The organism is Sodalis sp. dw_96 (assembly GCF_018449575.1).
Lineage (GTDB): Bacteria > Pseudomonadota > Gammaproteobacteria > Enterobacterales > Enterobacteriaceae > Acerihabitans.
This window is the reverse complement of record NZ_JAAVUT010000005.1, coordinates 283,938-306,164: the sequence shown is the minus strand read 5'-3', so window position 1 is coordinate 306,164 and position 22,227 is coordinate 283,938. Positions and strand designations below refer to the sequence as shown.

The 22,227-nt window shown below is 54.1% G+C and carries 17 protein-coding genes; 14 read left to right on the top strand and 3 right to left on the bottom strand.

Annotation, left to right across the window (positions count from 1 at the left end; translation table 11 throughout):
- Nucleotides 1–14 precede the first annotated feature (14 nt).
- The 10 genes from HB631_RS11070 to mglC all read left to right on the top strand — a co-directional run bounded on the left by HB631_RS11070 (nucleotide 15) and on the right by mglC (nucleotide 11,941).
- Nucleotides 15–1,139: a YbfB/YjiJ family MFS transporter gene (locus HB631_RS11070; protein WP_213991198.1), complete on the top strand. Its 1,125-nt coding sequence runs from the start codon at nucleotides 15–17 to the stop codon at nucleotides 1,137–1,139.
- Nucleotides 1,140–1,267: 128 nt separating this feature from the next.
- Entirely contained in the window at nucleotides 1,268–1,933 is a 666-nt protein-coding gene (gene folE / locus HB631_RS11065; RefSeq protein ID WP_213991197.1) for a GTP cyclohydrolase I FolE, read from the top strand.
- 73 nt (nucleotides 1,934–2,006) lie between these two features.
- On the top strand, nucleotides 2,007–3,167 hold the full coding sequence (gene yeiB, locus HB631_RS11060; RefSeq protein ID WP_213991196.1) for a DUF418 domain-containing protein YeiB: 1,161 nt from the start codon (nucleotides 2,007–2,009) through the stop codon (nucleotides 3,165–3,167).
- 54 nt (nucleotides 3,168–3,221) lie between these two features.
- Nucleotides 3,222–4,877 carry a phosphoethanolamine transferase EptA gene (gene eptA, locus HB631_RS11055; protein WP_213991195.1) on the top strand — a complete coding sequence of 552 codons (1,656 nt, stop codon included), beginning with the start codon at nucleotides 3,222–3,224 and terminating at the stop codon, nucleotides 4,875–4,877.
- Nucleotides 4,874–5,548: a two-component system response regulator PmrA gene (pmrA, locus tag HB631_RS11050; RefSeq protein ID WP_213991194.1), complete on the top strand. Its 675-nt coding sequence runs from the start codon at nucleotides 4,874–4,876 to the stop codon at nucleotides 5,546–5,548. Before eptA ends, pmrA begins: the two co-directional genes overlap by 4 nt.
- Nucleotides 5,545–6,654: a two-component system sensor histidine kinase PmrB gene (gene pmrB / locus HB631_RS11045; protein WP_213991193.1), complete on the top strand. Its 1,110-nt coding sequence runs from the start codon at nucleotides 5,545–5,547 to the stop codon at nucleotides 6,652–6,654. Before pmrA ends, pmrB begins: the two co-directional genes overlap by 4 nt.
- Nucleotides 6,655–7,065: 411 nt before the next feature.
- Nucleotides 7,066–8,106, top strand: coding sequence for an HTH-type transcriptional regulator GalS (gene galS, locus HB631_RS11040; protein WP_213991192.1), 1,041 nt, complete (start codon nucleotides 7,066–7,068; stop codon nucleotides 8,104–8,106).
- Nucleotides 8,107–8,318: 212 nt separating this feature from the next.
- Nucleotides 8,319–9,320 carry a galactose/glucose ABC transporter substrate-binding protein MglB gene (mglB, locus tag HB631_RS11035; RefSeq protein WP_213991191.1) on the top strand — a complete coding sequence of 334 codons (1,002 nt, stop codon included), beginning with the start codon at nucleotides 8,319–8,321 and terminating at the stop codon, nucleotides 9,318–9,320.
- A 69-nt stretch (nucleotides 9,321–9,389) separates the two neighbouring features.
- Complete coding sequence (mglA, locus tag HB631_RS11030) at nucleotides 9,390–10,913, top strand: galactose/methyl galactoside ABC transporter ATP-binding protein MglA (protein WP_213991190.1); 1,524 nt, start codon at nucleotides 9,390–9,392, stop codon at nucleotides 10,911–10,913.
- Between the two features lie 17 nt (nucleotides 10,914–10,930).
- Entirely contained in the window at nucleotides 10,931–11,941 is a 1,011-nt protein-coding gene (mglC, locus tag HB631_RS11025; RefSeq protein ID WP_213991189.1) for a galactose/methyl galactoside ABC transporter permease MglC, read from the top strand.
- A 388-nt stretch (nucleotides 11,942–12,329) separates the two neighbouring features.
- Here the strand turns inward: mglC and sanA are convergent, their stop codons facing one another.
- The 3 genes from sanA to HB631_RS11010 form a co-directional block, all read right to left on the bottom strand.
- The gene (gene sanA / locus HB631_RS11020) at nucleotides 12,330–13,082 is read right to left on the bottom strand and encodes an outer membrane permeability protein SanA (RefSeq protein ID WP_213991224.1); all 753 of its coding nucleotides are present in this window, start codon (nucleotides 13,080–13,082) and stop codon (nucleotides 12,330–12,332) included.
- Nucleotides 13,083–13,242: 160 nt separating this feature from the next.
- A complete protein-coding gene (locus HB631_RS11015; RefSeq protein ID WP_213991188.1) occupies nucleotides 13,243–14,163 on the bottom strand; it encodes a DNA-binding response regulator in 921 nt (306 codons plus the stop codon).
- On the bottom strand, nucleotides 14,150–17,548 hold the full coding sequence (locus HB631_RS11010) for an ATP-binding protein (protein WP_213991187.1): 3,399 nt from the start codon (nucleotides 17,546–17,548) through the stop codon (nucleotides 14,150–14,152). The genes HB631_RS11015 and HB631_RS11010 overlap by 14 nt, the downstream gene beginning before the upstream one ends.
- A gap of 401 nt (nucleotides 17,549–17,949) precedes the next feature.
- Here HB631_RS11010 and urtA point away from each other — a divergent pair, with 401 nt between their 5' ends.
- From urtA to urtD, 4 genes are all read left to right on the top strand, one after another.
- Nucleotides 17,950–19,248: an urea ABC transporter substrate-binding protein gene (gene urtA / locus HB631_RS11005; protein ID WP_255556921.1), complete on the top strand. Its 1,299-nt coding sequence runs from the start codon at nucleotides 17,950–17,952 to the stop codon at nucleotides 19,246–19,248.
- A gap of 116 nt (nucleotides 19,249–19,364) precedes the next feature.
- On the top strand, nucleotides 19,365–20,291 hold the full coding sequence (gene urtB / locus HB631_RS11000) for an urea ABC transporter permease subunit UrtB (RefSeq protein WP_213991186.1): 927 nt from the start codon (nucleotides 19,365–19,367) through the stop codon (nucleotides 20,289–20,291).
- Nucleotides 20,292–20,301: 10 nt separating this feature from the next.
- On the top strand, nucleotides 20,302–21,465 hold the full coding sequence (gene urtC, locus HB631_RS10995) for an urea ABC transporter permease subunit UrtC (RefSeq protein ID WP_213991185.1): 1,164 nt from the start codon (nucleotides 20,302–20,304) through the stop codon (nucleotides 21,463–21,465).
- Between the two features lie 6 nt (nucleotides 21,466–21,471).
- A complete protein-coding gene (gene urtD / locus HB631_RS10990; protein WP_213991184.1) occupies nucleotides 21,472–22,218 on the top strand; it encodes an urea ABC transporter ATP-binding protein UrtD in 747 nt (248 codons plus the stop codon).
- The last annotated feature ends 9 nt before the right edge of the window (nucleotides 22,219–22,227 follow it).

Genomic DNA, 22,227 nt, shown 5'->3' with positions numbered 1-22,227 from the left:
CTTTCGGAGACGGTATGGCGTTAAAAGTGGCCCTCAGCGGCTTTCTGGCACTATTGGTGGCGATGGGGATCGGCCGTTTTGCCTTTACCCCCCAGGTGCCGCTGATGATTCACGCCGGTCAGCTGACCCTCACCAGCGCAGGCCTGGTGGCGGCGATGAATTATCTGGGATACCTGCTCGGCGCCTATGACGCCATGCGGGCGTCGCGAGGGCTGGAAAGACGAATCTGGATGGGGGTTTGGGGCGCGGTAACGCTGACGCTGCTGTCGGCGGTTATCCACACCGCCCTGATGCACGGCGTGCTGCGTCTGGTCATCGGTATCGCCAGCGGCTGGGCCATGGTGCTGGTATCCGCCTGGACCCACGATCAACTGCTGCTCTTGCGCAAACCGGCACTGAGCGCGGCGGTATTCGCCGGGCCGGGCACCGGCATCATGGTCAGCGGACTGCTGGCCATGATCATGCATCATTACCGGGTCAGCGTCGGTTATGCCTGGGGGATTTACGGCGTCACCGCGCTGCTGCCCATCACGCTTATCAGCGGCTATCTTCCCCGCCACGGGGCCTTTGCGCGCAGGTCTCCTTTGGAGGCCATGCCCCGGCTCAATCCGGCGCTGAAAAAACTGCTGTGGAGCTACTCCCTCGCGGGCTTTGGCTACATCCTGCCCGCGACATTTTTATCGCAGATGGCGGCGCAGCGTTTTCCCGCCAGCGCTTTCGGGTTATGGGTCTGGCCGGCGTTCGGCGCCGCCGGCGTGACGGGTATTGCGGTGGGCATCCTGACCCGCCGCTGTCTGACCCCGGGCAAACGGTTGGCGTTGACGCTATGGGCGCAGGGGCTGGGTGTGGCGATGATGATAGGATTGCCCGGCGTCAGCAGCCTGGTGGTCGGCGCGCTGCTCACCGGCGGCGGATTTTTAAGCGTAGTACAGCTGACCCTTGAGTGCAGCCGGCGCCAGGCGCCGGAACATATGCGCTATATGGCCGGTTTGCTCACCTGCGGTTATGCCGTCGGACAACTGGTCGGGCCGGTATTGTCGGCGCTGTCCAGCGCGGCGACCGGGCGGCTGGAACCGGCGCTGGCGGTGGCCCTGGCGGCTCTGCTGCTGGCGGGCGGACTGGTGTGGCGCCAACCCTAAGGCCCATCTGCAATAATTTCATCATTCATGCGATACAATCACTGGATAATCGTCACGGGCTCCTCTAGAGTGGTGACGCCTCTTGACGCAATGAGATCAAGAGCCGATATGCCTGCCGGAGAAAAATAATGGTATTGCTGACAAAAGAAGCATCTTTGGTGCATGAAACCCTGTTGGCTCGCGGTCTGGAAACGCCATTGCGGGGAGAAGCCGTGGATGGGGAAATCCGAAAACGCCGTATCGCCGAGCACATGACCGAGATTATGCAATTATTGAATCTCGACCTGAGCGACGACAGCCTGGCGGAAACGCCGCACCGCATTGCCAAAATGTATGTGGACGAAATTTTTTCCGGCCTGGATTATGCCAATTTCCCGAAAATCACCCTCATTCAGAACAAAATGAAGGTGGATGAAATGGTGGCGGTGCGCAACATCACCCTCACCAGTACCTGTGAACACCACTTTGTGATAATCGATGGCAAGGCCACCGTGGCGTATATTCCCAAAGAGAGCGTTATAGGACTGTCGAAAATCAACCGCATCGTACAGTTTTTCGCGCAGCGGCCCCAGGTTCAGGAGCGCCTCACCCAGCAAATCCTGATCGCGTTGCAAACCTTGCTGGGGACCAATAACGTGGCGGTCTCCATCGACGCGGTACATTATTGCGTCAAAGCGCGCGGCATTCGAGACGCCACCAGCGCCACCACCACCACCTCCCTGGGGGGGCTGTTCAAATCCAGCCAGAATACCCGGCAGGAGTTTTTGCGTACCGTACGGCACCATGACGACTGAACGGTCGCTAAGCCGTTTCAACGTTACGACGTTTTATATCTGAAGCCGTCTTCTTTCTGGATAAGGGCTGTGCATGCGCGAGCGCATTGTCATGCTGGATTGTGCCCGGGGAATGGCGATCCTCGGCATCCTGTTGATGAATATCACCGCCTTTGGTCTGCCGAAAGCGGCGTATCTCAATCCGGCCTTTGCCGGCGAGCCGTCGCTGCCCGACGCTTGGGCCTGGGCGGTGATGGACATGGTGGCGCAGGTGAAATTCCTGACGGTATTCGCTCTGTTGTTCGGCGCCGGACTGCATATGCTGCTGCCGCGCGGCAATCGATGGATAACCTCCCGTTTGCTCTGGCTGATGGCCTTTGGTTTTATGCATGCGATTTTCTTCTGGGACGGCGATATTTTGCTGGATTACGGATTGGTCGGCCTGCTTTGCCTGGGTGTGATTCGCCGGATGTCCAACCCAAGAATGCTGATTATTACCGGAGCGGCGCTCTATCTGTTCGGGCTGATTATTCTGTTGCTGCTTCAATGGCTGATAGCCGATTCACCGCCGGGGCGCTTTTGGCAGCCTGACATCGCCGATCGGATTTATGAATATTATTGGCAGACCACCGGCGGTCCCGAGGCCTGGCAGGTGCGCCTGGGGCTGTTGCATGACAGCCTGACCTCCCTTGGCATGCAATACGGCTGGCTGCTGGCCGGGTCGATGCTGATGGGGGCCGGACTGATGCGTTGCGGCTGGTTGTCCGGCGAGATGCCCCTTGCCCATTACCGCAAAGCGGCTATTCTTTTAATTGCCGCGGGCATGGTAATCAATTTGCCGGGGGTGCTGCTGCAATGGCATGTGCATTGGTCCTTTCGCTGGAGTGCTTTTGTGCTGCAGATTCCGCGGGAATTAAGCGCGCCATTTCAGGCGCTGGGGTATGTGGCGCTGTGTTACGGTTGGTGGCCGACCCTCTACCGCCTGCGTATCGGCCGGTGGCTAAGCAACGTCGGGCGCATGGCGCTGACCAATTACCTGTTGCAAACCCTGCTATGTACCCTGTTATTTAATCAGTTCGGCCTGTTTATGACCTTCGGCCGCGCCGGCCTGCTGTTATTTGTACCAGGGGTCTGGCTGGTGAATATGATTTTCTCCGCCCTGTGGCTGCGGATATTCAGCCAGGGACCGATGGAGTGGCTATGGCGCAAACTCACGCGTTTAACCGGCGGCGGGCTTAAGGTTCAACTAATGTAGCCATGCTAATGTTTGGCTAATTTTTTTTCAGCACGGCAAAAGATAGAAGAGCACATGTCCCTACAGTCAGCTAAAGGATTTCCCCGACCAGTTGTTCACCCTTGGGTTTTCAATATAATTGTTGCGCTTATAATTACTTTTTTTCAAAATGTTATTTTCTTCAAAAAAATTTTGGGGTTAATGGATATATCGCAGCTCAATAATCTGCTGTTCTTCCTGAGTATGCCGGTTACGGTGCTGTTTACGCTGAATTTACTTTTTAGCTTTTTTCTGTTGCCTTATATTCGTAAGCCACTCATTATCCTGATTTTTATCAGCGACGCCCTGGCGCAGTATTTTATGCTGAGTTATGGTGTATTAATCGACCGTGGCATGGTGCAAAATGTTCTTGATACCACACCAATGGAAAGCCTGGCGCTATTATCGCCACAGTTAATCTACTATTTTCTATTTTTGGGCATTTTACCCTCATTAATCATTATCTGGATTAAAGTAAAACCAGTGGCTTTCTCCTGGCAGAACGCCGGTTTTCATCTGCTGAACATCTTGCTTTCGCTGTGCGTTATCGTGCTCGTGGCTACCTTTTTTTATAAAGACTATGCATCATTTATGCGGAATAACCCGCAGTTAATCAAAAATCTGGTTCCCAGCAATATGATTGTCGGCAGTTATTCTTATTACAAACACGACTACATTAAAAATATGCCGTTCGTGCAAATCGGATTGGACGCCCACAAAACAACCCCCGTCAATGATAACCAGAAAAAAAATCTGCTGATAGTGGTGGTGGGAGAAACCTCCAGGGGGCAGAATTTCTCTTTGGGCGGGTATGACAAGCTCACTAACCCTCGCCTGGCGCAGGATAATGTCATTTATTTTCCCAATACCAGTTCCTGCGGCACTGCCACGGCGGTCTCGGTTCCCTGTATGTTCTCCAACATGACGCGGGCGCATTTTAACGGCGATAGCGCGGCCCATCAGGATAACGTGCTGGATATTTTACAGCGCGCGCACGTCAATGTTTTATGGCGCGAAAACGACGGCGGTTGTAAATACGTGTGCAACCGCGTTACCACCGAGGATCTGTCGAAGTGGAAAGATCTGCCGCAATTTTGCTCCAATGGGGTCTGTTTGGACGAGGCGCTGCTGCATAATCTCGATGCTTATATCGATGAGCAAAATAATGATACGGTAATTGTCTTGCATACCATGGGCAGCCATGGCCCCACGTATTATCAGCGTTATACGGCCGCCCAGGCAACTTTTTCACCTACCTGCGATACGAATGAAATACAAAAATGTTCGAACCAGGCTTTGGTGAACACCTATGACAATACAATCGTTTATATTGATTATATGCTCGACAAAAGCATAAAACTGTTACAAGCCCATCAGGACAAATTTAATACCGCCCTGGTATATTTATCCGATCACGGCGAATCCCTGGGTGAAGACGGTTTGTTTTTGCACGGTATGCCTTATGCCGTGGCGCCGGTGCAACAAACCCATATCCCGATGTTGTTATGGATGTCGCCTTCTTTTATGCAGGCGCAAGGTATCCAGGACGATTGCTTAAGGAACCGGGCTAAGCAGCAGGCCTATTCCCAGGATAATCTATTTTCGACGCTGCTCGGGCTCATGAATGTCGGCACCAAACTCTATCAGCCTACCCTGGATATTGTGCAACCCTGCAGGATGACGCAGCCATGAAAATTCTGATCATCGAAGACGACCAGTTTTTGCAGGAGGGCTTGCAGCTGGCGCTGCAACAGGAAGGGTATGCCAGCGACTGCACGGGCAGCTTGCGCGAAGCGGAGAGTTTGATGGAAATAACCCCCTACAGCCTGGCTATCCTTGATTTAGGCTTGCCGGACGGGGACGGCATGTCGCTGTTGGTGAAGTGGCGTAAAAACGGCAACGATGTGCCGGTGCTGATTCTTACCGCCCGCGACGGTCTGGATCAGCGGGTGAGCGGCCTGAATGTCGGCGCGGACGATTATCTTACCAAACCCTTCGCACTGACTGAATTGCTGGCGCGGACGCGGGCGGTTATCCGCCGTCACCAGGGGGTCAGCAATAACTCGATTTGCGTGGACAATATCACGCTGGATTTAAACAGTCATGAGGTTACCGTTGACGGCGGCCCCATTGATATTACGCCGAAAGAATTCGCTATCCTTTCCCGTCTGATGCTGCGCGCCGGGCATCGCATTCACCGGGAAATACTCCACCAGGACCTGTATAACTGGGACGACGATCCCTCCTCCAATTCCCTGGAAGTCCATATCCACAATCTGCGGCAAAAGATTGGCAAAGACAAGATACGCACTTTGCGCGGGTTCGGTTATCTGCTCGTCAAGGAAAACGGTGAGAAGTCATGACCCCTTCCCCCCAGTCACCGCTGATCAGCATGCGCTGGCGCTTGATTGTCGTACTGGGCATTATTTTATTGTGTTGTCAGTTTATTACCGTCATCTGGCTGTGGCATGAGAGCAAAGAACAAATTGATCTGCTGGTGAATCGCACGCTGGCGGAAAGCGTGCGCAACGACCATGTCAATCAGGAGATTCGCGAGGCCATTGCCGCGTTAAGCGTGCCGGCGCTGATGATGGTCATCGTCACCCTGCTGTTTTGTTTTCAGGCGGTGAGCTGGATAACCTCGCCCCTTTCACGCTTGCAAGATGCGTTGCAAAAGCGCGGCGCCGAGAATTTCGAGCCGCTGCCGGAACAGAGCAATATCAAAGAAGTCATTGCCGTCACACGCAGCCTGAATCAACTGCTCACCCGGCTTAACGATACGCTGCAACAAGACCGTCAATTCACCTCCGATGTGGCCCATGAACTTCGTACGCCCCTGGCCGGTATCCGGCTGCATCTGGAATTGCAGGAAAAGCAGTTCGCCGTGAATAACCAGCCGCTGATTGAGCGGGTAGACAATATGTCCTATACGGTGGAGCAGTTATTAATGCTGGCCCGTATCCGGCATGATTTTACCTCCGGCCATTACCAGACGGTGAAACTGCTCGCGGATGTCATCACGCCGCAGCGGGAGGAACTGGAAGATTTGGTGCGGCTTCATCGGCAAACCCTGCGTTGGATCCTGCCGGAAGAAGACATTATGTTGCGGGGCAATGCGATATTGATACGCCTGCTGCTGCGTAATCTGGTGGAAAATGCCCACCGTTACAGCCCGGAAATGAGTCAAATCGATGTGCGGCTCATGGGCAACCAAGACGGCAGCATCCTGCTTGAGGTTATCGATGAGGGGCAGGGCATTGATCCCGCCAAAGCCGTGGAGCTGACGAAAAAATTTGTCCGCATGGATCAGCGCTTTAACGGTATCGGTCTGGGACTCAGCATCGTGACGCGCATTGCCCAGCTGCACAACGGTAAGTTTGAATTGGTCAATCGGCAGGATAGCCCCGGCACCATAGCCCGTTTGCTGGTTCCGGGTCATCACAGAGACAACAGCCCTTTAACCCTCTGACTTTCAACCTTCAACGTGTAATCTTCACCCTTCTTTCTCCCACCTCCCACCTCCCACCTCCCACCTCCCACCTTCAACCTTCAACCTTCAGCCTTCAGCCTTCAGCCTTCAATCTCCAATGTCATAATCACTGACCGCTGTTTTTATCGGGATAAATACCCTGTTTGTTAAAAACCGACCCCCTATGCCGCGGTTTTCTCCTTGATGGGCGCGATAGCGCTTTTATCATGTAAGCGCTTTCGGTCCTGTGAGCTGTTTCACGCTGCGCCGGTCAGAAAACGGTTAGGATAGCGCCTTATGTTTCAGACCTGTGACGGCAATGGGGAACATCACCGGTGCCTTAACAAGACGTGCTTCACCCGTTTGGTCAAATATTATCCTGGGCGGACGTAATAAATAACAGGGGATGACATGATCACCATACGTGATGTGGCGCGGTTGGCCGGAGTCTCGGTGGCGACCGTTTCACGAGTATTAAATGACAGCGCCATCGCCAGCAAGGAAGCCCGTGACCGGGTGATGAAGGCGGTGAATGAGTTGGGGTATCGTCCCAACGCCAATGCGCAGGCGCTGGCCACGCAAATCAGCGACACCATCGGCGTGGTGGTGATGGATGTTTCCGATCCCTTTTTCGGCGCGCTGGTAAAGGCGGTGGATACGGTGGCGCAGCGTCATAAGAAGAATGTGCTCATCAGCAACAGCTATCACCAGGCGGAAAAAGAGCGCCATGCCATTGAGGTTCTGATTCGCCAGCGCTGCAGTGCGCTGGTGGTGCATGCCAAAATCCTCTCCGACGAGGAATTAATTCCGTTTATGGAACGGGAGCCGGGTATGGTATTGATAAACCGAATTATTCCCGGTTACGAACACCGTTGCGTCGGGCTTGATAACGTCAGCGGCGCCGTGATGGCCACCCGGACTTTAATAAAACAGGGCCATCGGCAGATTGGCTATATCGGCTCCAATCATCCCATTGAAGACGAAGCGCAGCGTCATCAGGGCTATTTGCAGGTGATGCAGGAAGAAGGCATAACGCCGCCGCAAAGCTGGCAGGTGCTCGCCTCACCGGATTTACAGGGAGGAGAGGCGGCCATGGTGGAGCTGCTCGGCCGCAATCAGCAGCTGACGGCGGTATTCGTGTATAACGACGCCATGGCGGTGGGGGCGCTGGCGACCCTGCGGGAAAACGGCATTGCGGTGCCGAATCAATTCTCGGTGGTGGGATTTGACGATATCCCCATCTCCCGTTATACCAGCCCGCACCTGACTACCATACGTTATCCGATCTTCGCCATGGCGGTGGCGGCCACTGAACTGGCGCTACAAGGTACCGCCGGGCTATTGGATCCCAAGCAAACTCATTTGTTTATGCCGACGGTGGTTCGCCGCCATTCGGTGGCCCCGCTGCGAAATGTGGCGGCGATCACTTCCTCATCACAAGATGAGATGTAACCGTTTTCAAAGTGTGAGAATATTCACAGTTTATTAACATTTATCCCTTTATGCTAGCCATGTTTTACGGTTGACATGGACAAAACTCTTGTCCAGGGGGACCCTGAAAATTTTTACTCCGGCATTTGCTCCCTTTGCTGGCATAACCGGTGTATGAGTATTTGGAAATTGTTCTACCCAAAACGTAACCCTACAAATTTCCGGAGAATCTAATGAATAAAAAGGCTTTTGTTCTTACCGCCGTGGCCGCCGGCCTGTTGTTTTCAGTCGTGGCACGGGCTGCCGACACCCGTATCGGGGTAACTATTTATAAATACGACGACAACTTTATGTCGGAGGTGCGTAAAGCCCTGGAAGCAGACGCCAAACAAAGTCCCGGCGTTCAGCTGTTGATGAATGACTCCCAAAACGATCAGTCCAAACAAAACGACCAGGTGGACGTGCTGATTGCCAAAGGCGTAAAAGCGTTGGCAATAAACCTGGTGGACCCGGCGGCGGCGCCGGTGATTATTTCCAAAGCCCGTGGCGCCGGTATTCCGGTGGTGTTCTATAACAAGGAACCGAGCCGCAAGGATTTGGACAGCTATGACAAGGCTTATTATGTAGGCACCGACTCTAAAGAGTCCGGTATTATTCAAGGCGAACTGATCGCTAAGCATTGGCGCGCCAACCCGCAATGGGATTTAAATAAAGACGGCGTCATCCAGTACGTTCTGCTGAAAGGCGAACCGGGACATCCGGATGCTGAAGCCCGCACCACCTATGTGATCAAAACCCTTAACGGTCAGGAAAAACTGAAAACCCAGCAGCTGCAGCTGGATACCGCCATGTGGGATACCGCTCAGGCCAAGGATAAAACCGACGCATGGTTCTCCGGCCCTAATGCTGACAAGATTGAAGTGGTCATTTCCAACAATGACGCCATGGCCATGGGCGCGGTTGAAGCGTTGAAAGCCCACAATAAAACGGCTATACCGGTCTTTGGCGTGGATGCCCTGCCTGAAGCGCTGGCACTGGTTAAATCCGGCGCCATGGCGGGTACGGTATTGAACGATGCCAACAACCAGGCTAAAGCCACCTTTGATCTGGCGAAAAACCTGGCGGCGGGTAAACCGGCTGCCGAAGGCACCAAATGGAAGCTGGAAGATAAAATCGTCCGTATCCCGTATGTGGGCGTAGATAAAGATAACTTAACGCAATTCACCAAGAAATAATCCTGACTCCCCCCGGCGTCATTACGCGCCGGGGGATTTTATCTGTATTAAACCTAGCCGGGTATTATCATGGCCGACATTACGACCGAACAGCCCCGTGAGTGGCTGCTGGAAATGACTGATATCAGTAAATCATTTCCGGGCGTCAAAGCATTGGATAATGTGAATCTGAAAGTTCACTCGCATTCCGTACATGCATTAATGGGAGAAAACGGTGCGGGAAAATCCACCTTATTAAAATGCCTGTTTGGTATTTACAGCAAAGATTCCGGAAAAATCCTTTTCCAAGGACAGGAAGTCAATTTTAAAAATTCCAAGGAGGCGTTGGAGCATGGCGTTTCCATGGTGCACCAGGAGTTGAACCTGGTATTGCAGCGTACCGTGATGGACAACATGTGGCTTGGCCGTTATCCCCTCAAGGGGATGTTTGTCGATCAGAAAAAAATGTATCGCGACACCAAGGCCATTTTCGAAGAGCTGGATATCGATATCGATCCCTACGAGAAAGTCGCCGCTTTATCCATTTCGCAAATGCAAATGGTGGAAATCGCCAAGGCTTTTTCCTACGATGCCAAAATCGTTATCATGGACGAGCCCACGTCATCATTGACTGAACGGGAAGTCAGTCATCTTTTCAGCATAATACGTAAACTGAAAGCGCGGGGTTGCGGCATCGTTTATATCTCCCACAAACTGGAAGAGATATTTCAGCTGTGTGACGAAATAACCATTCTGCGCGACGGGCAGTGGATTGCCACCCAGCAGGTGGAAGGCCTGACGATGGACAAGATTATCGCGATGATGGTGGGACGCGAGCTTAGCCAGCGTTTCCCGGATCGGATAGAAGGAGAGCAGGGGGAAGTGATTCTTGAAGTCAAGGATTTGACCTCGTTGCGCCAGCCGTCCATAAGGAATATCAGCTTCGATTTGCATAAAGGGGAAATCCTGGGTATTGCCGGACTGGTGGGGGCCAAACGCACCGATATCGTCGAGGCTCTGTTCGGTATCCGTGAAAGATCTTCCGGGACAATCGTCCTGCACGGCAAGCCCATTAAAAACAAGAGCGCTAACGAGGCCATTAATAATGGTTTTGCCCTGGTGACCGAAGAGCGGCGGGCCACAGGTATATATGCCTTCCTGGACGTCGGTTTTAATTCATTGATTTCCAACATCCGTAATTATAAAAATAAAATCGGCTTATTAAGCAACGCCCGCATGAAAAGCGATATCCAGTGGGTAATAGACTCGATGCGGGTTAAAACCCCCGGCCATAAGACCAATATCGGTTCGTTGTCCGGCGGTAACCAGCAAAAGGTGATTATCGGCCGCTGGTTATTGACCCAGCCGGAAATCCTGCTGATGGATGAACCGACCCGCGGTATAGATGTCGGCGCTAAATTTGAAATTTATCAATTGATTACTGAACTGGCAAAGCGGGGTAAAGGCATTATTATTATTTCGTCGGAGATGCCGGAATTACTGGGAATTACAGACCGGATTTTAGTGATGAGTAATGGTCTGATGGCGGGGATTGTCAATACCAAAGAGACCTCCCAGAATGAAATTTTACGTCTTGCTTCCGTGCATCTTTAATTTTAAGGGTTCTTATTATGAATGCGTTAAATAAGAAAAGCCTGCTCACTTACTTAAAAGAGGGCGGTATTTATGTGGTGTTATTGGTATTGCTGGCGCTGATTATTATACAGGATTCCACTTTTTTAAGCCTGATCAATTTGAGTAATATCCTGACCCAGTCCTCGGTGCGGGTTATTATCGCCCTGGGCATGGCGGGGTTGATTGTTACCCAAGGGACCGACCTGTCGGCGGGGCGCCAGGTGGGTCTGGCGGCGGTGGTGTCGGCCACCATGCTTCAGGCCATGGATAACGTCAATAAGGTGTTCCCCGATCTGCATACCGTGCCGATTCCGGTGGTTATCCTGATTGTCTGCATCATTGGCGCGATAATCGGTTTGGTCAACGGTCTGGTTATCGCTTACCTGCACGTGACGCCGTTTATCACCACTTTGGGTACCATGACCATCGTTTATGGTATCAACTCGTTGTATTACAACTTTGTCGGCGCATCGCCCATTGCCGGCTTTGATAGCCATTTCTCCACGTTTACGCAGGGATTCCTGCAATTTGGCGAGTTCAAACTGTCGTATATTACCTTTTATGCGGCCATTGCCACGGTATGTGTCTGGATACTGTGGAACAAGACCCGCTTTGGTAAGAATATTTTCGCCATCGGCGGCAATCCGGAAGCCGCGAAGGTGTCTGGCGTTAATGTGCCGCTTAACCTGATAATGATTTATGCCTTGTCCGGCGCGTTTTATGCCTTCGGCGGTTTGCTGGAGGCCGGCCGTATCGGTAGCGCCACCAATAACCTGGGATTTATGTATGAGTTGGACGCCATCGCGGCTTGCGTGGTGGGCGGCGTGTCGTTCTCGGGCGGGGTGGGTACCATCGCCGGGGTGATTACCGGGGTGATTATCTTTACGGTGATCAACTACGGCTTGACCTATATCGGCGTGAACCCGTACTGGCAGTATATTATCAAAGGGGCGATTATTATCTTCGCGGTGGCGTTGGATTCATTGAAGTACGCCAAGAAGAAATAAGCCCGGAGCGCCGCGCCTTTTGGTGCGGTCTCTTTTTGACGCCTTTGCTTCAAGACCTTCACATACGCTCGTTGCCAGGATCGGTGATGGCGGGCGTGCCATGGGGCGCTAGGTCGGGCGGAAAAACCACGCCCGATTCGACCCCATTGGCGCGCTCTCCCTTTAACACGTTCTCACTTTAACATATGCTGCCTTTGGCAGGCTCGTTGCCAGGATCGGTGATGGCGGGCCTACCGCGCTGTGGGGCGCTCTGTCGGGCTGAAAAACCACGCCCGATTCGACCCCATCAGCACGGTCTCCCTTTAACATGTTCTCGTTTTAACATGTGCTTTCTGCAACACGTTTGCAGTAACGATTTGTGAAAGTGGTCCTCCTACCTCGCCTTCGTTTATCGCATATCCTGTAATACATCCGCAGAGGCGCCGTCCGGTTTTGGCTGAATTTCCAGCAGCTGCTCGGGAGAGACGGCGGGATAGTCCTGCGCGCCCTGGGGGACTTCTTCCTGGCGGGCGGGAATGGGAATCTGCGGACCGAGGAAACGCGGTTCGCGCTTCATAATATATAAATCCGCCAGAGTGCCCAGTCGCGCGCCGATTTCACGCATCCGCACCGAGAACATGTTTTTCGGCGAGGGGACCGCGTAGCACTGCGCCTGTATGCCCATATGCTGGGCGATAAACAGCGCCCTCTCGCAGTGGAAACGTTGGGTAATAATGGTGAAATCGTTGGTATCGAATACCTTACGGGTGCGGATAATCGAGTCCAGGGTACGAAATCCGGCGTAGTCCAGTACGATATCCCCGGCGGGCATGCCGTGGTGGAGCAAATCACGCCGCATGGTCACCGGCTCGTTGTAGCTTTGCAGCGCGTTATCGCCGCTCAACAGCAGGTAATCGGCCTTGCCGCTGTTGTAGACATTCATGGCCCCCTGGATGCGGTAGAGATAGTATTCGTTGATAACCCCGGTGCGGATATATTTGGCCGTGCCCAATACCACGCCGACCTGGCGATGGGGTAAAAGCCTCAAGTCTTCATAAATATAGGGCGCGGTTTTCCAGCTGATCCAGCGGTCCAAGCCGATCGCCGTAAACAGCAACACGCCCGCAATACCAATCAGGGAATATACCAGGCGCTTCCACATGCCGTAAGCCTTAACCGGATCCTGCTGCAATGTCATGCCCTCAGGCTACTTTACCTGTGAAGCTGAAGCAAGGAGCGTAACCGGTTGAAAGCCTTAAAGTCGGCAATTTGCGCTGCTCGCCGCAAAAATTGCGGAGCAATATCCTGCCTGCGGGGGACGGTCAGGTATGGGTGGGGGAGGACTCCAGTATCCGTAACGCCAGGGCCGCGGCGGAGGTGCGGTTGTCTACCGCCAGCTTGCGGAAGATCTGTTCGAGGTGCTTGTTCACCGTTCGTGGGCTCAGGGATAATATCTGCCCGATCTCCCGGTTGGTTTTGCCCTTGGCAATCCATGCCATCACTTCCGATTCCCGTTGGGTAAGGGCGAAATGCTGTCGAAAGATGGCGCATTCATCGTCTTTTTTCGCCGTTTCCTCGAGGCGCAGTAAAAATTCTCCTTTGTCGGTGATGCGCATGAGATGCAGACGCAAGGGGAGTTCCAGGGCGGACAATACCAGGGGCTGCGGATTGCCGGGTGCTGACCGCAGCCAGGCCAGCAGCCGGTTGATAAAGGGCCGGCTCAGGGCGAATTCCTTGTCGCAGAACTGTTCCAGAAGACGATAGGAGTGCGGTGTCGCCCACAGCAGCTGGCCCTGGGGGCTGAAGGCGCAGGTGAGCTGGCCCACAGACTCGAGGGCGTTGTAGGCGCTGGAGGTGAGCTGCGAATTGTGCAAATGGGTGCGCATCCGCGCCAGCAGCTCCTCTATGCGGATAGGTTTGATGACATAATCCACCACGCCGATATCAAAAGCGTCCACTACGTTGCGGGTTTCACTCAGGCCGGTCATGAAAATTATCGGCGTATGGCGCAGGGTGGGATTAAGGCGCAGGCGCCGGCTGGTTTCAAATCCGTCCAGATGGGGCATCATGGCATCCATTAAAATGATATTGGGCACGATTTGCTGGGTAATGGACAGCGCCTGGCTGCCTTCGAGGGCTACCAATACGGTGAAACCGGCATTGTCCAATGTATCGTTAAGCATACTGACGGTGTTGATATCGTCATCGACAATCAATACTGTCGGCTTGTCAGCGGGGGACATATTCTTTCTCCAGTAAGGCCAATTCCGTTATCACCGATTCAAAACGGAAACGGCTGGCCAACAGATCCAGTCTTTCGGCACTGGGCGTACTCACCTTGCCCTGGGTCGCCAATTGCCGCAGTCGCTCGCGAAATCCTTTGGCATAACCTAACCGCGCCAGGCCGATAAGTTCTTGGTACTCTTTGTCGTCCAAACCCTTTTCGTCTAAACCCTTTTTGTCCAATCCTTTTTCGTCCGAACGGATAGCGCCCGCCGGGGCGGATGGCGACATCGACTTGTCGGTTTCCCTGATCCATTCGATGCGAAGCAGAGAACCAATATTATCCAGCAGTAATGACATCCGCAGGGGTTTGGTTTGGAAACGGATTTCTCCCCGTTTTTTGATCTGACGCCATTTGCCCTCGTCCGCCTCGGCGGAAATCATCAGCACCGGCTGCTCCCATCCCTGAGCCCGCAGGTGATTGAGCAGTTCCCAACCGTTCATTTCCGGCATCGCCACGTCCAGTAAAAACAGATCCACCGGAGGTTGACCCAGCTGTGCGAGGCACTGGATCGCACTCTCGGCCATCAGTACCTCGAAACCCAGCGGCGTCAGAATATCGGACATCAGCCGTCGATGGGCATCGTCGTCGTCCACCACCATCAGCCGTTTGGTCGGCCCGCGGTACCTGACGATACGCCGGGGCACCGAGGGGAGATAACCGCCGGCATTTTGGCTCGACAACATCAGGCGCAGGGTAAAGGTGGTGCCGGCGCCGGGGATGCTTTCCACCTGTAGATCGCCGCCCATGACGTAGGTCAACAGCCGGGTAATGGTCAACCCCAGCCCGGTGCCGGCGCGGGCGCCCCGTTGGGCAACCCGCTCGAAGGGGCGGAAAATGCGTTCAAGATTGACGCTGTCGATGCCGACGCCGGTGTCATGGATGGCGAAAAACGCCACTTCGCTGCGATACTTGAAATCCAGCGTGACCGTGCCGATGTCGGTGAATTTGATGGCATTGGACAGCAGGTTAATCAAGATTTGCCGCAGGCGGTTCTCATCGGTCAGCACCACCTCCGGGAAGGTGGGAGGCGGGTTGTAAATAAACCGCAATCCCTTGTCCAGCGCCTGATGATGGAACAGCTCCACCAACTGCTGCATCAGTTCGCCGATGCGCACTTCCTCGCGCTGAATGTCGATTTTACCGGCCTCGATTTTGGAAATGTCCAGTAATCCTTCGATGAGATTGGCCAGATGCTCTCCGCTGCGGCGAATGACGCTTAAACCATGCCGCCGTGGCAGCGGGATATCCTGCGCCTGTTCCAGCAGCTGCGCGTAGCCGAGCATGGCGTTGAGAGGAGTACGCAACTCATGGGTAATACCGGTGAGGTAGCGGCTTTTGGCCAGATTGGCTTCATCGGCGGACTCTTTGGCCTTTTGCAGCTGTTTGTCGGTGGCTTCGTGGGCGATGATCTCTTCCAGCAGACGTTCGCTTTGTAGCCGCAGCTCCTCCTGCGCCACCTGGCGGCTCTTATGGGTGAGGATGAACAGCCAGGTGGTGATGCCGGTGATAATCAGCAGAATAAAAAATACCTTCCACAGGGTGGCGGCCAGGATCGGGTAGTCGGCGCCGAATTCATTGCGCATCTGCACATACACCAGCATCAGCAGTATGCCGATAATGCTGCTGAACAAGGACAATATGCTGATAAAGCTCCAGATTTTCGGGTCGAATCTTTTCAAAAACGAGAAGGGCAGAAAGCTGAAGGCCAGGTGCCGGATCTGTTCCGAATAATGGGACTGGGGTTTACAGGCGTCATTGCAGCGGACATCCAGCGAGCAGCACAAAGAACAAATCGCTCCTTCGTAAAGCGGGCAAAAGCTCATTTCCGGCGGTTCGAAATGATTGCCGCAGACGCAGCAAACGCTTGCCACTTCATGGGTTTCCACCCTGGCGAGATAATACTTTCCCTGGGTATACCAGGCGATAAACGGCGAAAAAACAAAGGTCATTCCCAGGGTGAGCAGTGAGGCGAATCCCTGCAAGCCGGCCCCCAGCCAGCCAAAATACGCCGCCAGCCCCAGGGCCATGGACAGCAGCATCGATCCCATACCCACCGGATTGATGTCGTACAAATAGGCCCGGCGGAACTCGATGCCCGGAGGGCTTAATCCCAGGCGTTTATTCACCGCCAGATCCGCCACCACCGTACCCAGCCAGGCGGTGGCCGCCACCGCATATATGCCGAGGATATCCTCGAACACGTGGTACACGCCTAATTCCATCAGCAATAACGCGATGCCGACATTAAAAAACAGCCACACCACACGGCCGGGATGGCGATGGGTCAGGCGCAGGAAAAAATTGGACCAGGCAATCGAGCCCGCATAGGCGTTGGTGACGTTGATCTTAAGCTGCGACAGCACGACAAAAATGCCGGTGAGGGCAAACAGCCAGGTGGACGAGTGGGTGACATAACTGAAAGCCACCAGGTACATATGGGTCGGCTCGCTGGCGGTATCCACATCCAGCCCATAATGGAACGCCAATACCGCCAGAAAGGAGCCCAGCATGATTTTTATTGCCCCCACCACCACCCAGCCGGGACCGGCGGCGATGACGCCGCACCACCAGCGTAACCCGTGACCGGGCTCTTTTTGCGGCAGGAAACGAATTTGATCCACCTGTTCCCCCACCTGCGCCACCAGGGAAAGCAGCACCGAACACACCGCGCCGAACCGCAACATATCAAAACCGCCGCTATCGGGCGGCATCAAGCCGGTAAAGGCCGTCCAATCGTGAAAAGTCCCGCCGTCCCGCAGCAGGATCAGGACAAACGGCATGAGCTGCAGGATAAGCCAGACGAACTGGGTCCACTGCTGAAAACGGGAGATAAAGGTGAAACCGTAAGTCACCAGGGGGATGACCACCAGCGATCCCACCAAATAGCCGAAATGCAGGGGCATGCCGAACAGCATATTCAGCGCCATCGCCATGATGGCCGCTTCCAGGGCGAAAAAAATAAAGGTGAATGAAGCGTAAATCAGCGAGGTCACCGTGGAACCGATATAACCGAATCCAGCGCCCCGGGTCAGCAAATCGATATCCAGTCCGTAACGGGCGGCATAGACGCTGATGGGCAGCGCCAGTAAAAAAATGATTACGCTCACCAACAGCACCGCCATGGCGACGTAATGAAAACCATAGGTCAGGGTCAGGGCGCCGCCGATAGCCTCGAGGGCCAGGAAGGTGATGGCGCTGATGGCGGTCAAAACCACCCGGCCCGAGCTCCAGCGTCGCGCCGAGTGGGGCGTAAAACGCAGTGCGTAGTCCTCCAGCGTCTGGTTGGTGACCCACTGGTTGTACTGACGTCTGGCCTTGAAGGCTTTTTGCTGCGCTGTCATGAAAAATCCCGCTGTTTACGCCATTACCGCGTTAATCGATGGCGCGTCCGGATGCGGGCGCGACTGACAAGATACGTAAGCAAAGCCCGTGCCACTCGTTGATGTTGTTGCCGGGGGGACATGGAATCGGCACCCCGGATCCGATGCGATGTTTTCAAGTCTCCAGGCCGATGTACCGCCGTGGCCTCGGTTTTGCCAAATCCCTTATCTCCTGATCAATGTCAGAACGCCGGCATTATCTGCGCGCCCGCGATGACGCCATTGTGCGCGCCCGGCCGTCTCCGGCCTATACGTCAAATGACGTAGGGCCTGCGTATATTGGCCCATTGCCGCTTTCTGGCACTGAACACACTATGGAGACCTTACAAAACCAGACAGCCATTTATCAGGGGATACCAATCATGCTCAACCAACAGCAGGCGGCGGACGCGGGCCAAGGCGCCATTCGTGCCGCATATCGGGGCGATAAAAGCAGGGCGGGGCGCTTTTGGCGCACCCCCTTGCTGGCCGCGGCGCTTCTGGCCGCCGGTCATTTCACGCCGGTTTTCGCCGCGCCGCCGGCCACCGCCGCCGTCAATACCAGCGGCCTTGCCGTCACCGACAGCACGGTGAAAGTCGGCATACTGCACTCTTCCACCGGCACCATGGCCATCAGTGAAACCGGGTCGATTCAGGCGGAAAAGCTGGCAATAGACCAGATTAACCAGTCCGGCGGCGTGCTGGGCAGAAAAATCGATTTTATTCAGGAAGACGGCGCCAGCGACTGGCCGACCTTTGCCGAGAAGGCCAAGAAGCTGCTGGTGAGCGATAAAGTCGCGGCCATTTTCGGCGGCTGGACTTCCGCTTCACGCAAGGCGATGCTGCCGGTGCTGGAGCAATATAACGGCATGTTGTATTACCCGACCTTTTACGAAGGACTGGAACAATCCCCCAACGTGATTTACACCGGGCAGGAAGCCACCCAGCAGATTATCACCGGCATTGATTGGTTGGTAAAAAATAAACACGCCAAAACATTCTACCTGCTGGGTTCGGACTATATCTGGCCCCGCACCGCCAACAAAATCGCCCGTCATCATATTGAAAAGCTGGGCTTGAAAGTGATTGGCGAAGATTATTATCCGCTGGGCAATACCCAGTTCAATTCGGTCATCAACAAGATCAAATTGAAAAAACCGGATGTGATTTACGCCATTGTGGTGGGCGGCTCCAACGTGGCGTTTTATAAACAGCTCAAGGCGGCGGGTATCGACATGACCAAGGAAAAACCGCTGCTGATGACCATTTCGGTTACCGAAGATGAAATCCGCGGTATCGGCGGCGAGAATATCGTCGGCGCCTATGCGGCTATGAAGTACTTCCAGAGCATGGATAACCCGGCCAATAAAGCCTTTGTGGCGGCCTTCAAGCAACGCTGGGGCAACGATATCGTCATCGGCGATGTCACTCAGGCGGCCTATCTGGGACCCTGGTTATGGAAAGCCGCGGTGGAAAAAGCCGGCTCCTTCGATATCGATAAGGTACGCGCCGCCTCGCCGGGCATTGAAATGAAAAATGCCCCCGAAGGTTATGTGCGTATTCACGAGAATCATCATCTGTGGTCAAAAACGGTGATTGGCCGGGCGCGGGCGGACGGACAATATGACGTCATCTACCAAACCCCCAACCTCATCGAACCCAACCCGTTCCCGAAAGATTAATGACAACGGCCCCCCGTTTCTGACGGGGGAATCATGGCATTTTACCCTAAATAATTCGTGTTGCAGGAAGGCCAACGTACCTGCAACTCGAAGTATGACGGGTAAAGGGGCATATCATGTTCAGTGGTTATAGCATTGCCGACCTGACCTCAATTTTTGTCATGCAGGGTTTCGCCGGACTGAGCCTGTTTTCGGTTTTTGTCCTGATGTCGTTAGGGCTGGCAATAATATTCGGCCAAATGGGCGTGATTAACATGGCCCATGGGGAATTTATGATTCTGGGGGCCTATGTCACCTGGCTGACGGAACTCTTTTTTAAACACTATTTGCCGGGCTTATTCGGCGGCTACTTTTTTGTGGCGGTGGTGCTGGCGTTTATCAGCGCCGCCTTATTGGGCATGTTTATCGAGCGGGTATTAATCCGTCATCTCTATCACCGGCCGCTGGATACTCTGCTGGCCACATGGGGCTTGAGTCTGATACTCCAGCAAACTTACCGTACCTTATTCGGTCCGCGGGAAGTGGGGGTGGATTTGCCGGACTGGCTGATGGGCTCTTATCACTTCGGCGACAATATCGAAATTCCCATCAACGGCGTCTTTGTCATGCTGTTGACCCTGGTCATCACCCTGCTGCTGGGCTGGCTTATGTATCGATCCCCCTGGGGCATTCATGTACGGGCGGTGGTGGCCAACCGGGCCATGGCCGGCGCGGTGGGCATCAATACCGCCCGGGTGGATAATCACAGCTTCGCCCTGGGCTGCGGCATTGCGGGTATCGCCGGCAGCGCCTTTACCATGATCGGCTCCACCGGGCCCACCGCCGGACAGCAATATATCGTCGATACCTTTCTGGTGGTGGTGTTCGGCGGCGCGCAGAGCCTGTTAGGCACCATTGCCTCGGCGTTCGCTATCTCGCAGTCGCAGTCGACGCTGGAATTTTTTCTCAGCGGCTCCATGGCCAAGGTCATGACCCTGCTGATTGTCGTCGTGATTTTAATGCTGCGTCCCCAAGGCCTGTTTGCCAGCCGGATTCGTCGTTAGGAGAATTATCATGTTTGCATCTATCAAACGATTAGCGGGACAGCGACAGGTATCTGGCGTCGTGCTGCTGTTTATCCTGATTGCCGTCGTGTTTCCCCTGACCATGGATATTTTCCGCCTCAACCTGGTGGGCAAATACCTCACTTACGCCTTCGTGGCGGTGGGACTGGTATTATGCTGGGGCTACAGCGGCATATTAAGTCTCGGCCAGGGAATATTTTTCGGCCTGGGCGGCTACTGCATGGCGATGTTCCTGAAGCTGGAAGCCTCCACCCCCGCCGCCACCAAAATTCAAACCACCCCCGGCATTCCCGATTTCATGGACTGGAATCAGCTGACCCGGTTACCGGCTTTTTGGCAGCCGTTTCACTCCTTCAGTTTCACCCTGCTGGCCATCGTGGTGGTGCCGCTGATCTTTGCCTATATCCTCGGCATCGCGATGTTCAAACGCCGGGTGGGCGGCGTCTATTTCGCCATTATCACCCAGGCGGTTTCAGCCATTCTGACCATCCTGATTATCGGCCAACAGGGTTATACCGGCGGCATCAACGGTATTACCGATCTCCGTACCCTGATGGGCTGGGATATCCGAACCGATTACGCCAAATACGTTCTTTATTATATTAACGCCGGCTGTTTACTGGCGGTGGTGCTGATGGCCTATTTTATCCTGAAAAGCAAATTAGGCCGGTTATTGGTGGCCATTCGCGATAAAGAGGACCGAGTCAGATTTTCCGGTTATGACGTAGCCAATATCAAGACCATGATATTTTGCGTCAGCGCCATATTCTCCTCCATCGGCGGCGCGCTGTTTACTTTGCAGGTGGGATTTATGTCCCCCGGTTTTATCGGCACCGTGGCTTCCATTGAGATGGTGATTTTCTGCGCGGTGGGCGGGCGTTTATCCATTCTGGGCGCGATATACGGCACCTTATTGGTGAACAGCGCCAAGAGTCAAATATCGGAAGCCTTTCCGGAAATCTGGCCCTTTGCCATGGGAGCCTTATTTATCCTGGTGGTATTAGGCTTCCCGAAAGGTTTGGCGGGCATCTACAGCGATATTTTGCTGCCGAAAGTAAAACAGCTGTTATTTCCCCGGCGGGTGAAAAACCTCCCCCCGGCCCCCCCTATCCTGGCTACCGATCCGGTAGACGATAAAGTTTCTCCACGGTGAATGCTGATGAAAACCAACAAGGACATCATATTGGCCGTTGAGGGACTCACCGTCTCTTTTAACGGATTCAAAGCGGTAAACGACTTCTCCATGTATGTGGATGAGGAGCAGATTTACGTGATTATCGGACCTAACGGCGCCGGTAAAACCACGGTGCTGGATTTGATTTGCGGTAAAACCGCCGCCACGGCGGGAAGTATTAAATTTAAAGGCCGCGAACTGAGCAAATTAAGTGAAAACCAAATTGTCCATGCCGGCGTGGGGCGTAAATTTCAGAATCCGTCGATTTATGAAAACCTGACGGTATTCGAGAATCTGGAGCTCTCCTATCCCCAGGCAAGAACGGCGCTTGGCGCCCTGTTCGCCCGGCGCGATCAGGCCATGACCGACAGCATTCTTGACGTTGCGCAACAAATCTTCCTTTCCGACTTTCTCGGTGTGCAGGCGGATTTTCTCAGCCACGGCCAGAAACAGTGGCTGGAAATAGGCATGCTGCTGATTCAAAACCCCAGCCTGCTGATGCTGGACGAACCGGTCGCCGGCATGTCGGTGGCGGAGCGGCGGCAGACCGCCGAGCTGTTGCGGCGTATTGCCACCGGACGGTCGGTATTGGTGATTGAACACGATATGCAGTTTGTGGAAAACATCGCCGATCACGTCCAGGTGATGCACCAGGGCAAATCGCTGTCGGAAGGCAGTATGCAAAAAGTGAAACAAGACCCACGGGTTATCGATGTCTATTTGGGACATTAAGGGGGAACT

Excerpts from the sequence above, each read along its gene's own strand:
- mglC (WP_213991189.1), top strand. The coding sequence starts at position 10,931 with ATGAATGCGTTAAATAAGAAAAGCCTGCTCACTTACTTAAAAGAGGGC.
- mglA (WP_213991190.1), top strand. The coding sequence starts at position 9,390 with ATGGCCGACATTACGACCGAACAGCCCCGTGAGTGGCTGCTGGAAATG.
- sanA (WP_213991224.1), bottom strand. The coding sequence starts at position 13,082 with ATGTGGAAGCGCCTGGTATATTCCCTGATTGGTATTGCGGGCGTGTTG.
- urtA (WP_255556921.1), top strand. The coding sequence starts at position 17,950 with ATGCTCAACCAACAGCAGGCGGCGGACGCGGGCCAAGGCGCCATTCGT.
- urtC (WP_213991185.1), top strand. The coding sequence starts at position 20,302 with ATGTTTGCATCTATCAAACGATTAGCGGGACAGCGACAGGTATCTGGC.
- pmrA (WP_213991194.1), top strand. The coding sequence starts at position 4,874 with ATGAAAATTCTGATCATCGAAGACGACCAGTTTTTGCAGGAGGGCTTG.
- yeiB (WP_213991196.1), top strand. The coding sequence starts at position 2,007 with ATGCGCGAGCGCATTGTCATGCTGGATTGTGCCCGGGGAATGGCGATC.
- HB631_RS11010 (WP_213991187.1), bottom strand. The coding sequence starts at position 17,548 with ATGACAGCGCAGCAAAAAGCCTTCAAGGCCAGACGTCAGTACAACCAG.
- HB631_RS11070 (WP_213991198.1), top strand. The coding sequence starts at position 15 with ATGGCGTTAAAAGTGGCCCTCAGCGGCTTTCTGGCACTATTGGTGGCG.
- urtB (WP_213991186.1), top strand. The coding sequence starts at position 19,365 with ATGTTCAGTGGTTATAGCATTGCCGACCTGACCTCAATTTTTGTCATG.
- eptA (WP_213991195.1), top strand. The coding sequence starts at position 3,222 with ATGTCCCTACAGTCAGCTAAAGGATTTCCCCGACCAGTTGTTCACCCT.
- galS (WP_213991192.1), top strand. The coding sequence starts at position 7,066 with ATGATCACCATACGTGATGTGGCGCGGTTGGCCGGAGTCTCGGTGGCG.
- folE (WP_213991197.1), top strand. The coding sequence starts at position 1,268 with ATGGTATTGCTGACAAAAGAAGCATCTTTGGTGCATGAAACCCTGTTG.
- mglB (WP_213991191.1), top strand. The coding sequence starts at position 8,319 with ATGAATAAAAAGGCTTTTGTTCTTACCGCCGTGGCCGCCGGCCTGTTG.
- HB631_RS11015 (WP_213991188.1), bottom strand. The coding sequence starts at position 14,163 with ATGTCCCCCGCTGACAAGCCGACAGTATTGATTGTCGATGACGATATC.
- pmrB (WP_213991193.1), top strand. The coding sequence starts at position 5,545 with ATGACCCCTTCCCCCCAGTCACCGCTGATCAGCATGCGCTGGCGCTTG.
- urtD (WP_213991184.1), top strand. The coding sequence starts at position 21,472 with ATGAAAACCAACAAGGACATCATATTGGCCGTTGAGGGACTCACCGTC.